11 protein-coding genes and 4 pseudogenes are annotated in these 14,689 nt (G+C 59.2%); 5 read left to right on the top strand and 10 right to left on the bottom strand.

Features of this window, described 5'->3' with window-relative positions; translation table 11 throughout:
* Window positions 1–45: 45 nt before the first annotated feature.
* The 3 genes from PQQ96_RS29675 to PQQ96_RS29685 form a co-directional block, all read right to left on the bottom strand.
* A complete protein-coding gene (locus tag PQQ96_RS29675) occupies window positions 46–1,269 on the bottom strand; it encodes an FAD binding domain-containing protein (protein WP_408299234.1) in 1,224 nt (407 codons plus the stop codon).
* A 2-nt stretch (window positions 1,270–1,271) separates the two neighbouring features.
* Window positions 1,272–1,757, bottom strand: coding sequence for a VOC family protein (locus PQQ96_RS29680; RefSeq protein WP_408299219.1), 486 nt, complete (start codon window positions 1,755–1,757; stop codon window positions 1,272–1,274).
* A 353-nt stretch (window positions 1,758–2,110) separates the two neighbouring features.
* Complete coding sequence (locus PQQ96_RS29685; RefSeq protein WP_408299236.1) at window positions 2,111–2,749, bottom strand: TetR/AcrR family transcriptional regulator; 639 nt, start codon at window positions 2,747–2,749, stop codon at window positions 2,111–2,113.
* 637 nt (window positions 2,750–3,386) lie between these two features.
* On the opposite strand from PQQ96_RS29685, the pseudogene PQQ96_RS29690 reads away from it, so the two are divergent.
* Window positions 3,387–4,505: pseudogene (locus tag PQQ96_RS29690) on the top strand (NADH:flavin oxidoreductase/NADH oxidase).
* A 136-nt stretch (window positions 4,506–4,641) separates the two neighbouring features.
* Here PQQ96_RS29690 and PQQ96_RS29695 read toward each other — a convergent pair.
* The 3 genes from PQQ96_RS29695 to PQQ96_RS29705 form a co-directional block, all read right to left on the bottom strand.
* The gene (locus PQQ96_RS29695; RefSeq protein WP_408299221.1) at window positions 4,642–5,754 is read right to left on the bottom strand and encodes an alkene reductase; all 1,113 of its coding nucleotides are present in this window, start codon (window positions 5,752–5,754) and stop codon (window positions 4,642–4,644) included.
* 222 nt (window positions 5,755–5,976) lie between these two features.
* Window positions 5,977–6,882, bottom strand: coding sequence for a LysR family transcriptional regulator (locus PQQ96_RS29700; protein ID WP_408299223.1), 906 nt, complete (start codon window positions 6,880–6,882; stop codon window positions 5,977–5,979).
* A gap of 270 nt (window positions 6,883–7,152) precedes the next feature.
* Complete coding sequence (locus tag PQQ96_RS29705) at window positions 7,153–8,292, bottom strand: FAD binding domain-containing protein (RefSeq protein ID WP_408299225.1); 1,140 nt, start codon at window positions 8,290–8,292, stop codon at window positions 7,153–7,155.
* A gap of 353 nt (window positions 8,293–8,645) precedes the next feature.
* On the opposite strand from PQQ96_RS29705, the gene PQQ96_RS29710 reads away from it, so the two are divergent.
* From PQQ96_RS29710 to PQQ96_RS29725, 4 genes and pseudogenes are all read left to right on the top strand, one after another.
* A complete protein-coding gene (locus PQQ96_RS29710; RefSeq protein WP_408299227.1) occupies window positions 8,646–9,296 on the top strand; it encodes a DsbA family oxidoreductase in 651 nt (216 codons plus the stop codon).
* A gap of 186 nt (window positions 9,297–9,482) precedes the next feature.
* Window positions 9,483–10,738, top strand: a pseudogene (locus tag PQQ96_RS29715) (NAD(P)/FAD-dependent oxidoreductase).
* Between the two features lie 86 nt (window positions 10,739–10,824).
* Window positions 10,825–10,971 (top strand): annotated as a pseudogene (locus PQQ96_RS29720) (alkene reductase); the annotation flags it as partial.
* 94 nt (window positions 10,972–11,065) lie between these two features.
* Entirely contained in the window at window positions 11,066–11,338 is a 273-nt protein-coding gene (locus PQQ96_RS29725; RefSeq protein WP_408299229.1) for a UBP-type zinc finger domain-containing protein, read from the top strand.
* Window positions 11,339–11,343: 5 nt separating this feature from the next.
* Here the strand turns inward: PQQ96_RS29725 and PQQ96_RS29730 are convergent.
* The 4 genes and pseudogenes from PQQ96_RS29730 to PQQ96_RS29745 form a co-directional block, all read right to left on the bottom strand.
* Window positions 11,344–11,904 (bottom strand): annotated as a pseudogene (locus tag PQQ96_RS29730) (alcohol dehydrogenase catalytic domain-containing protein); the annotation flags it as partial.
* Between the two features lie 35 nt (window positions 11,905–11,939).
* A complete protein-coding gene (locus PQQ96_RS29735) occupies window positions 11,940–13,163 on the bottom strand; it encodes an FAD binding domain-containing protein (RefSeq protein WP_408299230.1) in 1,224 nt (407 codons plus the stop codon).
* 2 nt (window positions 13,164–13,165) lie between these two features.
* Window positions 13,166–13,651, bottom strand: coding sequence for a VOC family protein (locus PQQ96_RS29740; RefSeq protein WP_408299237.1), 486 nt, complete (start codon window positions 13,649–13,651; stop codon window positions 13,166–13,168).
* Between the two features lie 196 nt (window positions 13,652–13,847).
* On the bottom strand, window positions 13,848–14,689 hold an 842-nt coding region (locus PQQ96_RS29745), incomplete at its 5' end, for an MFS transporter (protein ID WP_408299232.1).

Genomic DNA, 14,689 nt, shown 5'->3' on the forward strand with positions numbered 1-14,689 from the left:
AGCGAATGAGCCGGCTCGAGGGCCGGTCTGCCTTGTACAAAAAAATCAGAAGCGCGCGGGTACGGCCGTCTCGCGCATGACGGCCTCTGGGGTGCGATAGCGCTCGGCCATCAGACGATCCGTGTCGTTCTTGAGTTGTGCCTGCATATAGGCACCGAGGTGTCGAGCATGCTGGACGATGGCGGCGCCGACCTGCGTGCGCACGCGGCTGTACTCGGCGAGTGCGCCGGGAACGTCGGTGGTGGTGGTGAGGGCTGCAACCAGCGCCATGGCATCGCTTGCCGCTTTGGTTACGCCCATGCCGCAGTGCGGACGAGCGACGAATGCCGCGTCACCCAGCAATGCGACCCGGCCGAACGCCATCTGTGGCACTTCGAGGTCGAAGATGGGTTGGAAGAGCGGCTGCGTCGCGCGTGTCACAACCTCGGCAAACTGAGGGGCAAGCAGCGTCACAGCAGCTTCCTCCATGTCCGAAAGGACATCCGGGCGGATCAGCGTAGGGGGAATTCCTCCAGTCCAGCGCTTTCCGGTGGCGTCAGTCAGCAGGTTCGGTAGATCGACGTCCTCGCTGGTGGCCCGATACCAGACGAAGTTATAGCGGCGTTCGCCTGGCACCGTGCTATTTCCTTGACCGGCCACGGGGTAACCAAGAATCTGCTCATGGGGCGGCAGACAAAACGCGAACTTCTCGAACAGGGCGTCGCGGGTTTGCTGCGACAGGCTCATCTCGTCGACGAGTCCGCGCCATGCCACGTAGCCGGCGTACTCCAGCTTTACTTCGGGCAGAAACTGCTCCCGGATAGCGGATTTGAATCCATCGGCGGCGATGACGATGTCGGCCCGATGAACCGTTCCGTCGCCGAGCGTCACCGTTGTCTGATCGGGGCCGTCAACGACCGCCACGACAGTGCCCCCGGAGTGATAGTGAACGTCGGGGAAGGCTGAGCGTAGAACGTGGTACATCTTGCCCCACGCGGTGAGCGTCTGGGGCATTGCCTGTTCAGAGAGCACGGCGCCCTGCTGGTCGAACGTCACTCGCGCCTGCACCTTGACGCCGATGGAGTCGTCGATCTGGACGCCCGCTGCGCTCAGGGCTTCAAACAGTTCGGGGTGCGTAACGATCCCGGCGCCGCGACCGGCGAACTCCTCGGGAATCCGCTCGAATACGTCGACCTCCCAGCCGTTGCGGGCGAGAAGATTTGCGGCGAAGAGTCCGCCCAACGAGCCGCCTACAACGATTGCTTTGAGTTTGCGAGTCGCATTCATCATGTTCAATCTCCTGTTTTTGCTGCTTCTTGAGCGGCGGCCGGATGAGGGATCTCGAGATCCGCCACTTCTGCAGAAGGAAAGTTCAGCTCGATCGTGACGCCCGACGGGTCTTCGATGAAAATCTGATGCAGTCCGAGGCTGGGGACGGTGCGGTCGCGCCACTCGACGTTTTCCGCTTCCAGTGTTTTCCACATATCCTCGACACCGGTCGCGAGGAAGGCGATGTGATCGACCGTGCCCGTGCCGGTGGCCGGGGGTTCCTTGTTGCCCAGGTACGCTGTCAGGCCGTCCGGATTGTCTGGATCGATGCCGATGATATGGACCGTGCCGAAGTCGGTTTCGTCTCCGCCCTTATAGAGCCAGAGACCCGGAAAATCGAAGGGTGGCCGGTATCCCTGTTTGAAGCCGAGAACCCGCTCATAGAACCGGCACGATTTTTCGAGGTCGGTTGTACGGATTGAGTAATGGGCCAGCTTTGTGAGTGCCATGAACGCCTCCTACAATTTATCGATCGATTAGTGATCGATCGATAAATTGTAGATCATCACCGCTTTGAGAGAAAGCGGTGATGTGCCGGTGTTTACCCTGCAGTTTCGCAGGGTGACGGCAGTCACGACGTACTTGAAAGTTAAACGTAATGAAATTGGACTGCGTTCGGCGGACAAGCCGTTGCAGGTTTCATGCGGACCGCCATGACAGCGAGAATGGCCATCGGCGTAACGCCAGCAATCGTCGGCGTTACTCCGTCACCTGAGATTTAGCGCGAGCGACGCATCTTTGGACGATGGAGTCGCGCCGCTTCACGCCGCGCGAGAAGTGGCGACGAAAGCGACGACAAAGGCTACGAGGCCGAGCGTACGCGGCTGGTGCCTGTGGGCGTCAACTTCTTCAACACGGCCGGCGTACCGTTCAAAAAGACGTCAACCATGCGCTCGACGTGCGCGTCGAGATCCTTAGGTACGGGCAGGCCGTACACCCACTTGCGCATGCCGATATAAAAGATGCTCGCATGCAGGCTCCAGATCAGTTCGAGTTCTGCTTCCTGCGCGGCACGTGTGCGTGGCGATGGAATGTCATAGGCCGCGCGTAACTCTCGCATCACTGGCCCGAACACGCGCTCGCGCAGCTTGTCGAGATAGCGGGTGTTGATGCCCTCGCGAGTCAGGCCGGCGAAAATGAAGGTGCGGATCCATTGGCGCTGCAGGATCACGTGTGAATACGCTTTGTAGAGCGTGCACAAGCGCTCCTGAAGGGGAATGGAACGGTCCGCGATCAGGCATTCCCATTGCGGATCCCAGCGGTAGATCTCGTTGTAGACGCGGTCGATCAGCGCTTCCTTGCTAGGGAAATATCGATAGAGCAGGGGCTGTGTCACGCCGATCTGCTTGGCCAGTTCACGGGTGCTGCCGGAAAAGCCATGAGTAGCGAAATGCTCGATCGCTTTTTCGACGATCTGCATTTCGCGGTCTTCCGGCAACATACGGCGCGTGACGGTTACCGGCGTCGCCGCCAGATCTCGCGAAGCGTGGGCAACCCCTTCTTCGACGTGCCCTTTGGGGTTGATGATTGGGCGCTTCGGCTTTGGCATCCTCTTTCCTCATTCCCTTATCGGATGATCACTGGAACGGGAAATATAGCAGGTTCGAAGATATGATCTCAAACAGACCGGCGCGGCAGGCGGGCCGGTTAGACCCGCTAGTATCGGCCATGACAGTGAATCCGGGCCCAGTGATGGCGACACGCCGCGTCCCGTTAAGTGCTCGTCTGGGTGCGATGTCCGTCCACGGTTCGTTGACTGACTATTTACGCGCGCAAGGACAATTTAATTTTTCTTAATTTGGATGGCTGTATTTTAGTAAGTTATACGTATCAATATAAAAATTTATGATGCGCCGTATCTTTATCCGCCCGTCTCGCAGCACATAAATGGCCGCATTTTAAGAACAATTCAGTCATGCAAGAGGATTTCGGTGTTGCAAGGCGCTAGGATTGGGTAACGGTGACCCGCCCTGCATTGGGTGCTTTGGAGGTGTGGAGTGGGTATCCGGTAAAGGGCGAGGCGCGTTAGCACCGAGCGTGGCTCACCGGGCCCGCACATTTCCGTTATGGAGAAATGTATGTCGTCTGAACCGTTTTCACCCACCATGGTTGGAGCGATTGAATTACCCAACCGCATCGCCGTTTCCCCGATGTGTCAGTACAGCGCAGATGATGGCTGTGCGAACGACTGGCATCTGATGCATCTGATGCAACTTGGTATTTCCGGCGCCGGGTTAGTCGTGCTCGAGGCGACGGCAATAGAACGGCATGCTCGCATTACGCACGGATGTCTTGGGCTGTACAGCGACGCAAACGAAGCCGCATTGGCGCGAGTGATGGCCGCGGCGAGGCGTGTCAGTCCGAGACAGACGCGTTGGGGCATCCAGATCAATCACGCGGGCCGCAAGGCTTCGGCCCAGCGGCCGTGGGAGGGGCGTGGCGCGCTAGCCAGTTCTGAGGATCCGTGGCAGACGGAAGGGCCATCCGCGCTGGCAGCCGGCGACGGCTGGCACACGCCGACAGAGATGACGCCCGCCGCCATGGCGCGCGTTCGCGAGGGGTTTGTGGCGGCGGCTCGCCTTGGATTCGACGTTATCGAAATTCACGCGGCGCATGGTTATCTGATGCACCAGTTCCTCTCGCCTGTCGCCAATCGGCGCGAGGACGACTATGGCGGAAGCCTCGAAAACCGCATGCGATTTCCGCTGGAGGTCGCCAGGTCGATGCGTGAAGCGCTTCCGGGCTCCATATCGCTAGGCGCTCGGATTACGGGATAGGACTGGCTGGCTGAAGGCATCAGCGTCGCGGAAGCCATTACTTTCGCCTCTGCCTTGAAGGCGCTCGGCACGGACTATGTGTGCGTGAGTTCCGGCGGAATTGCCAATGTCCGGATTCCCGTGGGACCTGATTATCAGGTGCCGTTTGCCGCAGAGGTGAGAGCGCACGCAGGAATCCACACGCGCGCGGTTGGGATGATTGTCGAACCGCAGCAGGCAGAGTCAATTGTCAGCCAGGGAAAGGCAGACACCGTTGCGCTCGCGCGGGCGCTTCTGGACAACCCCCGCTGGGTCTGGCATGCGGCCGAAAAGCTGGGTGCCGAAGGCTCGATCACGTATCCGCCGCAGTATGAACGCAGCAAGCGGGCCCTGTGGCCGGGTGCGGTGCTTGCGCGTCCTGACGCCACGCCGGGTGCGTAGTCGGCACGGGTATGGGCAGGCGCTGCGCTTCGCAGTCTTTCTTCGCATGTTTATTAAACGACGCAATCCGCGGAGCAGGCCGCCTCGCTTTGGATTGCGTCACCTTGTCGAGGCGGCCAGGTGCGAAAGCTCCCGCTCAGTTCATAGCCGGGTAGTCGGTATAACCGGCCGTATCGCCGCCGAAGAAGCTGCTGCTGTCGGCGGCGTTCAGCGGGTGTCCGTCACGCAGACGCGCCGGCAGATCCGGGTTCGCGATAAAGGGGCGTCCAAACGCGACGATATCGGCCCGCCCGCTGGCGATCGCTTTTTCGGCGGTCTCACGGTCGTAGCCGCCGGCAATCATCAACACGCCCTCGTATTCGTCGCGCAGCAACTTGATGATGGCGTCCCAGCGCGGGTCGAAGTTCTCGTCCTTCACTGTCCCCACCATCGCGGGCTCGACCAGATGCAAATAGGCGAGGCCATAGTCATTGAGCTTTCGCACGATGTAGCCGAACGTTGCCTCAGGCGTTTCGTCGCCCATCCCCATGAACCGTCCCATTGGCGTCAGCCGAACGGCGACGTTTTGCGGACCCACTTCGTCGCTGACCGCAGCGACGACTTCAAGCAGCAGCCTCGCGCGATTTTCGATGCTGCCGCCGTAGCTGTCCTGGCGGTGGTTGCTGTTGCTGTTGATGAACTGGTCCAGCAAATAGCCGTTCCCAGCATGAATTTCGACGCCGTCCATGCCGGCCGAGATCGCATTGCCTGCGGCACGCCGGTAGTCGGCGACGATTTCACTGATGCCTTCGACAGTGAGTTCCTGCGGTACGGGTACGTCACTCCATACACCGTTGCCGGCTTCGTCAAGAATGAACGTCTTTCCAGGCACTGGCATGGCGGTAGGTGCAACAGGCAGCGCGCCATTGGGCTGGAACACGGGATGCGAGACCCGGCCGACGTGCCACAACTGGAGGAACATGTGGCCGCCTTCTTCATGAACGGCCTTGCTGACAGCACGCCAGCCTTCAATCTGCGCTTCCGTGTGGATGCCCGGCGTCCAGGCGTACCCCTGGCCTTGCTGCGAAATTTGTGTTGCTTCACTCACAATCAGCGCCGCGCTGGCGCGTTGCCGATAGTATTCGACGTTCAGGTCCGTCGGCACATTGCCCGACCGGCCTGCACGCGAGCGCGTAAGCGGCGCCATCGCGACGCGGTGGCCGAGGGAGAGCCGGCCGAGTTTGATCGGGTTAAAAAGGTGCTTCGTCATGGTGTTTCTCCGCCAAAGAAGTGAAGTGCGCCGGTGCTCTATGTCCGTGCGGTTGATCGATGGATGTAAGAGTAGGTGACACCGGGCTTGGGCGGAATCCCAACGGCACGCCACACACCGTTGCGTGGTGTGCAACGCTCGACGAAGGTGTTTCTGGTGTTGCGGCATTTGCCAGCCGTGGCCGAATGCCGGGTGCCAGATGTTATTGATTGACGCGAGCGGTCACTGAGGCCCACTTGCCAGTTCGGATACGAAATCAATAAATGCATTGACTCTTCGCGACCCGCGTTGATTGGGGAGATAGAGCGCGCTCACAACCGCCCGTGCATCGTTCGGGCCGGCGTCGAACTCGGCGAAGAGCCGGGTGAGGGCGCCTGACTGAACGTCCGATGCCACCAGCCAGTCGGGAAGCAACGCGATACCCATCCCATCCAACGCTGCTTCGCGAAGGACTTCGGAGCTGTTTGCCTTGAGTCGGCCGGTCACGGGCACGCGCTTTTCTTCGTTCTCACGCGAAAACGTCCAGACTTGAGGTTCAGTCGCGTAGGTGAATCGAAGGCATTCATGGTCTGCCAATGCGTCAGGAGACGCGGGATAACCTGCCCGATGAAGGTATTCGCTACTCGCGACAAGATAACGAGCGAAGATGCCCACGCGCTTGCTAACAACGTCAGCCATGGGCGCCACCTCACCCAGTCGAATAGCGACATCGATTCGCTCGCTGACCAGATCGACAAACGCATCGCTCAGCCTGACATCCAGTTCGAGCTTTGGGTATTTTTTCAGAAACGCCGTGAGGGCAGGTGCGATCCGTCGGGAGCCGAATGCGACCGGCACGGAAACGCGTAGTGGGCCTGATGGTTCACCGCTTCTGTCCGAGACTGACGCATCCGCGTCGGCCATATCCTCGAGCAGTTTTTTCGCCTTGGCGTAGTAGGAGGTTCCCGCATCGGAGAGGGTGACCTGGCGTGTGCTTCGATTGAGCAGGACCGCGCCGAGCTCCTTCTCAAGCGAATCGACAGAGCGCATGACCGAGGATGTCGCCAGATCGAGGCGGCGTGCCGCACTCGAAAAGCCGCCCGCCTCGGCGACTTCTACAAACGCCCGGAGCGCCAATAGCTTGTCCATAACCTTGGCCCATACAGTTTGCTGTTTTGCGGTGGACACGCCATACGGCGAGTGCGGCCCTCTTTCTCAATGTATCAGAATCGTTAATTATCTGTCGGACAATTAAAGTCTGGTCGACGCTCGACGCTCGACGCTCGACGCTCGCAGTCAGTTTTTGACTGAGGGACGACTCGGGTAGCGCAGGATGCAGGCGTGGCTGGAACCGTAATCATCTCCAGCGGCGTTGCCGCTGGGTTCCGTACCGAGGACCTTCACCATGCCGGTCATGCACTAGCGGTGAAGCTTCATGATGCGGTCACCCAGAGATATCCCAAGTTCCGACATGCTGATACCGAGCCGCTTTTGCTGTAGCTCCCAGCCGGATAGCGCAGACTCCAGGTGCTCGCCGCCTTTCGAAAGCGCGTGAGCTAGCGCCACGGCATTCGCGGCGGCCTTTGCTGTGCTGCCTGCGGTATGCGGACGTGGTACGTACGCGGAATCGCCAAGCAGAATCGTCCGTCCGAAAACCATTTTTTCAACTCGAAGGTCCTGGATTGCCTGAACGAACGGCTCGGCCGTAGCCTGAACGAGAACCTGCAGCGTAGGCGCGAGCAATCTGTTAGCGGCGGAACGCAGTTCGGCGATATCGTCGTCCTTTGTCGTTCCGGGGGGGAGCGACGTGCTGCGTTGCGTCCCGTTCCTGTCCAGCATCAATGCCTTGAGCCTGTCGCCGGACATCGGGCGGTACCAGACCCAGTTCCAGCGCCGCTTGCCTACCTCGGTTGCGCCGTCTTCCCCTGGTACGAGATAAACCAGAATCAGATGTGCTTCACCTTGCTGGAAAGTAAAGCGGTCACGTAGAACATTCGCCGCGTCGACCGGCAGATCATTTTCTTCGACGAGACCTCGCCACGCGATATAACCCGCATAGCTGGGTTGCGAATCAGGCAGCAACTGAGCCCGAACCGCGGAGCGCGCACCATCGGCGCCGATCAGAAGATCCGCTTCCTCGACCCGGCCATGCTCAAAATGAGCCTTGACTGTTTCCCCTGTTTGCTCGAGACGAGTGAAACGTTCGCCGGGGTGAATGATTTCAACCGGCAGGGCACGTCTCAAGGCGCTGTAAAGAAGGCTCCATGAGGTTTGGGTCTGAGGCATGGAGAACTGCTCGACGATGCGGTCGTTCTGGTCGAGATAGATGCGATCGCCGGAGTCCACGCCTGGATGAGCCGGCAGTTTTACGCCGCCGAAACGGAAAGCTTCCAGAACGTCCGGCTGCAGCACAATGCCTCCACCCCGGCTGTCGAGTTCATTGGGCGACTGCTCGAAAAGCTTGACGTCCCATCCGACTGCGCGCAGCGCAGTCGCCGTGAAGAGGCCACTGAGCGAACCGCCGATAACGATTGCAGAGGGTCGATTGACATTGGCCATGAGGCGCTCCTGATGATTCTGCGTCTGATCTTTCGGCAGAGCTATGGCGGTTACCGCGTTCTCCCGCTATTGCTCGATAGCGGAAGATTAGTCGTTACGGAAGTAGCAGAGAATCCAGACGCAACGCAATCTACCTTTGCGTGATCTGCAAAAGTGACCTGTCAGAAATATCGTGGCGCGCTGAGTGACAAAAAGCTGCTCGGTGCATGAGATGAGTGACTCCGGGCAGGCTTCGCCGTTCGACGCATCTCATTGCCCGCCACGCAGAGGTACATTGCCTCGCGTTGCCATTCCTATCGGCTGGTAGGCGCGCTATCGTTTGCTCTGCAAACAATCAATTTTGGAGAGGTTCGATGAATACGCTGAATATCGAGGTCACATACGATTTTATTTGTCCCTGGTGCTGGATTGGCGAGGAAAAACTCAAGAAGGCGATTCGTGAAGCAAATGCCGTCGAGCGCACGAAACTCGTGTTCGTTCCTTATGAATTGAATCCGGGTATGCCCGCAGAAGGTCTCGATCGAAAGGAATACCGGTCGGCCAAGTTTGGGAGCTGGGCGCGCTCGCAAGCAATGGATGCTCAAGTCACGGAGGCCGGACGTCAAGTCGGTCTGGAATTTAACTATGCGTTGGCGAAGCGTACACCGAACACGCTCGCCGCGCATCGGCTCGTATGGGCGTTGCAACAAGGGCATGACGTAACGGCGCTGGTGGAGGCGATCTTCCATGCATATTTTTCCGCTGGCCGGGATATTGGAGACGTCGCGGTGTTGACGGAGATCGCGGTCGCCGCAGGCTTCAAGAAAGACACGGTCGAAGCGCTTTTCGCGTCGGACAGTGGCGTAGACGAAGTGCGTGCGCTTGAAGCTCGGGCGATCGGGCGTGGCATCAGTTCGGTACCGTCAGTGAGGATTGGCGAGGAGATTGTCAGCGGTGCACAGTCTGTCGCTCTGTTTCGGGTAACACTTGAGGATGTGCTGAAACCCAGCGCGACCGCAGCGTAAGCAGAACCGCAATGGCTATGGGCTGCTCGCCTCGAAGACTGGGGCGGCAGCCCCGCTCGCGCCGCACATTCAGAAACTTTAACTCGACTGCGAGATTGCATTGGGTCAGCATGCTCAGTTAAGAAAGTGCAGCGGTGGCGCCCATAAGAGGCATTTTCGACGTGGCGGGTTTGTCGTGGAGGTGCGATGGACGGCGCAAGAGTGGTCAGGGTTCTTGGGGTGGCACACAGCAAGGAAGCGTACGAGATCCGGGACTTCCTCTCCCGAGGCGTGGTTGGGTATGAATGGTGCGAAATCGCGTCAGACGAAGCGTGTGTCCGGGAGCTAGGCGTTTCTGGTTTTGACGACATCAAATGGCCTGTCGTCGTGTTTCCAGATGGCTCAAGGTTAGACGCGCCGAGTTTAGCGGAGATTGCCGCCAAGCTTGGGTGGGTCTCGCGTCCGCGTTATCAGGAGTATGACCTGTCGATATACGGCGCGGGACCCGCAGGATTATCCGCTGCGGTCTACGCGGCGTCCGAGGGGTTACGGGCTGTCGTCATTGAACGGGGTGCGGTGGGCGGGCAAGAGGGAACCAGTTCGCTTATTGAAAACTATATGGGCTTCCCGCAGGGCATCGCCGGTGCTGAATTGGCGGAACGCGCTCGTCAGCAGGCAGTGAAGTTTGGCGTCGAACTGCTTATGATGCGCGAGGGCGTGCACGCCACATTTGTGAATGGAAAAATTGAAGTCAGTCTGGCAGACGGCACGCTGCTAAAGGCCCGCGCCAACATATGCGCGACGGGTATCGAGTACCGTAGCCTGGGCGTTCCCGATGAGCAAAGGCTTCTGAACGCTGGGTTGTATTACGGCGTGGGCGCGAGCGAAGCGCCAATGTGCACTGACAAAAAGATTTTCATCGTAGGTGGCGGAAACTCCGCAGGGCAAGCCGCGATGACTTCGCGCGAACCGCGCAGAGTGTCACATTGATCGTTCGCGGCGAGTCCCTTGCCGCCACCCTCTCGCATTATCTGTTAGATCGCATTGCCCACACGAGCAACGTCCGGGTTGTCTTTGAGTCGTCTGTCTCAGCAATCTACGGCGATTCCCAGCTTGAAGCACTGCAGATCACGAACAGGACGGGTCGAACTCAGGTCGTTCCGGCAGACCGCCTATTCGTGTGTATAGGTGGCGCGCCAAACACGGAGTGGGCAAAAGACACCACGATTGTCCGGGACAGGAATGGATACCTCGTGACAGGCGCAGACCTGAGCGACTTTCCCCAGTTTGAGACTTGCTGGCCGCTCGAGCGGCGTCCTTACTTTCTGGAAACGAGTGTCCCCGGTTCTTTCGCAGCCGGCGATGTCCGCCATGGTTCAGTCAAGCGGGTTGCGTCAGCGGTTGGGGAAGGGGCGATGGCGGTCACGTTCGTTCACCGGTATCTGGCGGAATCGAGTCAATGAATGATCGAGGCGAGTGACAATTGACGCAGCCGACATGCAGTTCCAGAAGCAGCATTGTCGCGCTCAGACCACGGAAAGGTGATTCTATGCCCTCGCTACTCAGCCGTTATGACATGCAGGGGGCGCTTTTGCCGATCCGTGTAGTGATGGGGCCGATGCCACGCGGTCGTGCGACTGTTCGTGGCTTACCGACGGCACTCATCGCGGAGTACTACATGCAAAGGGCGTCGGCGAGATCTTCGCATCCTCCTTCCTTGAGCGCGACAGGAGGCGAAAGCGGTACGCCGTACGTCATACCAGTGCGGTAAATCGAAAACGGAGGCGAAGATGACCATGAACTGTACTCACCTCGGTGAAGCGCGGGTCTTGCAGACGGATAAAGACTACTGCGAAGAGTGCGTACTGTCGGAGCAGCGTTGGGTGCATTTGCGCCTATGCCTAACTTGCGGGCATGTCGGCTGCTGCGACTCGTCCACAAATCGGCACGCAAGCAAGCACTATCAGGAAACTGGCCATCCGCTAGTTCGCTCGATCGAGCCTGGCGAACACTGGGTGTGGTGCTACGAGGATAAGATTGTTGCCGGTGAAATCGATCAGTGAGCAAATATAATCGCCCGGGCGTATCGCGACACCACATCGCCAATTTTTACGCCGCCCGCTTCTGCCGCGGAAAATCCCGTGCTCACGATGTCGGGGATCAGCAACACGTCCTCATCCGTCAGATTGTCCGGTATCAATGCCAGGTTCGCCTGGGCGTCGGGCACGACAAAGTACTCGGCCTGGCACCCATCGAGATAGTTACCGATCTTCCAGCCGCCGGCGACCTTCCAGCCAGTGGCTGATTTGCCACCGCACTGGGAATGAAATCCCATGAGGCATGACGAGCATTGTCCGCATGGGGTCACGGCGGCACAAAGTACCCGTTGGCCTTCCTCGTAGCCTTTGACCTGCGACCCCAGTTTTTCAATGATACCGATAGGTTCGTGGCCAACCGTGAGTCCTCTGGCCACCGGGTATTCGCCCTTCAGGATGTGAATGTCCGTGCCACAGATCGTGGTGGTGGTGATCCGGATCAGGGCATCCGTTGGCCCCACATCAGGAATCTGTTTGTCCTCGAGAGTGATTCGTCCCGGCTCGATAAACACGGCTGCTTTCATCATGGTCATACTCACCTCCCGTCAATTGAGCGAAATACCCTTAGTCACAACCTTGGGGGAACGGCTGTCTCGCGCATCACGGCCTCAGGCGTGCGGTAGCGTTCGGCCATCAGCCGGTCCGTGTCGTCTTTGAGCTGTGCCTGCATGTATGCGCCGAGGTGGCGCGCATGCTGGACGATGGCTGCACCTACCTGAGTGCGAACCTGACTGTATTGCGCCAGTGCGCGGCGGGCGTCAGCGTCGCTCGTTAGCGCAGCGACGAGCGCCATCGCGTCGCCTGCGGCTTTCGTGACCCCCATGCCGCAATGTGGACGGGCAACGAATGCCGCGTCGCCGAGCAGGGCAATTCTGCCGAACGCCATTTGCGGCACCTCAAGATCGAAGATCGGCTGGAAGAGCGGCTGCGTTGCTTTCGTGACGACTTCGGCGAATTGCGGTGCAAGAAGCGTTACGGCGGCTTCTTCCATGTCGGCGAGAACATCGGGGCGGATCAACGTAGGGGGAATACCGCCGCTCCAGCGCTTACCAGTTGAATCGGTTAGCAGATTCGGCAAGTCCACGTCCTCGCTAGTGGCCCGATACCAGACGAAGTTGTAGCGGCGTTCGCCGGGAGAGGTGCTGTTTCCGTGACCTGCCACGGGATAGCCGAGAATCTGTTCGCGCTGCGGCAGACAAAACGCAAACTTGTCGAAGAGTGCCTCACGCGTCTGCTGCGACAAGCTCATTTCGTCCACGAGTCCGCGCCATGCCACGTAACCGGCATATTCAAGCTTGACGTCGGGCAGAAAACGCTCCCGGATTGCGGATTTGAACCCGTCGGCGGCGATGACGATGTCGGCGTGATGCACACTGCCGTCGCTGAGGGTCACGGTGGCCTGATCGGGACCGTCTTCGACCGATATGACGGTGTCGCCCGAATGGTAGTGAGTGTCAGGGAGTGCCGCGCGTAGCACGTGGTACATCTTGCTCCAGGCGGTGAGCGTCTGCGGCAGGGTACGTTCAGAATGCACGTGGCCGTCCTGGTTGAACGTCACGCGTGTCTGCACCTTGACGCCGATAGAGTCGTCGATCCGGACGCCGGCAGCCTCGAGGGATTCGAACAATTCCGGATGCGTCACGATACCCGCGCCGCGGCCGGCCAGTTCCTCGGGCACGCGCTCGAACACCTCGACGTCCCAACCGTTACGCGTGAGCAGATTGGCAGCAAAGAGGCCGCCCAGCGAGCCGCCCGCGACGATTGCTTTAGGGCGGGAAGAAGGGATCGTCATGATCAATCTCCTGCCTTTGCCGATTCGGGCGTCGCCGTCTGGTGCGGGATCTTGAGATGAGCCACTTCCTCCGCTGGAAAGTTCAACTCGATGGTGACACCCGAAGGGTCTTCAATGAAGACCTGATGCAGGCCGAGGCTCGGGACGGTGCGGTCGCGCCACGCGATGCTTTCCGCTTTCAATGTTTTCCACATAGCCTCGACGCCGGTTGCAAGGAAGGCGATGTGGTCGACCGTTCCCGTGCCGGTGGCCGGGAGTGCTTTGTCACCCAGATATGCAATGAGGCCATCGGGATTGTTCGGGTCGACGCCGATGATGTGGACGGTGCCGAAATCGCGCTCGTCGTCGCCTTTGTAGAGCCATACACCCGGGAAATCGAACGGAGGCCGATACCCTTGTTTAAACCCGAGAATTCGCTCATAGAACCGGCAGGATTTTTCAAGGTCGGTGGTACGGATCGAGTAGTGAGCGAGCTTTGTAACGGGCATGGAAGCCTTCTTCAATTTATCAATCGATCAACGAAAGGTGGGTCGATTGTAGGTTAACGCTTGCCTTGAATAAAGTGATGAAGCGCAGGTGTTTATCCTGCTGTCAAAGCAACGCGTCTACGGTGAGACCCCGTGAGAACGGGGTTGAAAACATTTCGTCATCAAGCCAATCAGTTTGCCAATCCGCATGTGATGGTCAGGCATCGCCCAGTGTCTTCGAGCTTCGATGCGCCAGAATTCCGAGGGCAATCGTAAGTAGCCTGAGAACGATGCTTAGCAGGCCGATTGACGAGTCGAGACCAATCCTGTCAGCGAGGAGGCCAAGACCGACGATAGGAACGATGCCTCCCAGATAGGCAATGGAGAAGAACGACGAGATCATCCGGGCGCGATTGGCGGGCGGAGCAATCCGATTAATAACGGCCACCGCCGACATGAAGGCGAGACCTTGTCCGAAGCCACCGATCAGGTCGCTGGCAACAAACAGGATGCCGGAGTGAAGCGGGAGTGAGACAGCCATGAGGGCACCGCTGGCACCGATCGACAACGCGCCAAATGTCAGGCCATGGCGAGTGTCGACTTTGCGTAGGGTGAACTGGGCAACGGCGGAACCGACAAACAGGGTCGCCACCCCCGTACCGGCGACGGCCGGCCCATGCCACGGAAGGAGGTCACCCAGGAACGCGGGTGCCAGCGATGCAAACAGACTGAAAAGTGTGTAGCCAGTGAAGGTTGTGATCGATGCAATGGCAAACGGTCGCACGGATGCCAGCGCGGGTGCGTGGAACCGGAGTGCTGGACGGAAGTGCCGGATTGGGTGAACTTCCGCGTCAGCCGGGTGAATGGCCAGTGCAACCAGAGCAAGCAAAGCCGACACGCCGAAGACAGCATAAGGGGTCAACAGCGGGTGCGGCAAAATCTGAGCGACCACGCCGCCCGCGAACGGTCCAAGTCCCAGTCCTGCAATGTTCATGATCGAACCAACCAGCGCGGCGCGTTTGACCTCCCATGGCGGCTCTAGCGCGACCAATCCAGCGG

The sequence above is a fragment of the Paraburkholderia sediminicola genome (assembly GCF_046027825.1).
Taxonomy (GTDB): Bacteria; Pseudomonadota; Gammaproteobacteria; order Burkholderiales; family Burkholderiaceae; genus Paraburkholderia; species Paraburkholderia sediminicola_D.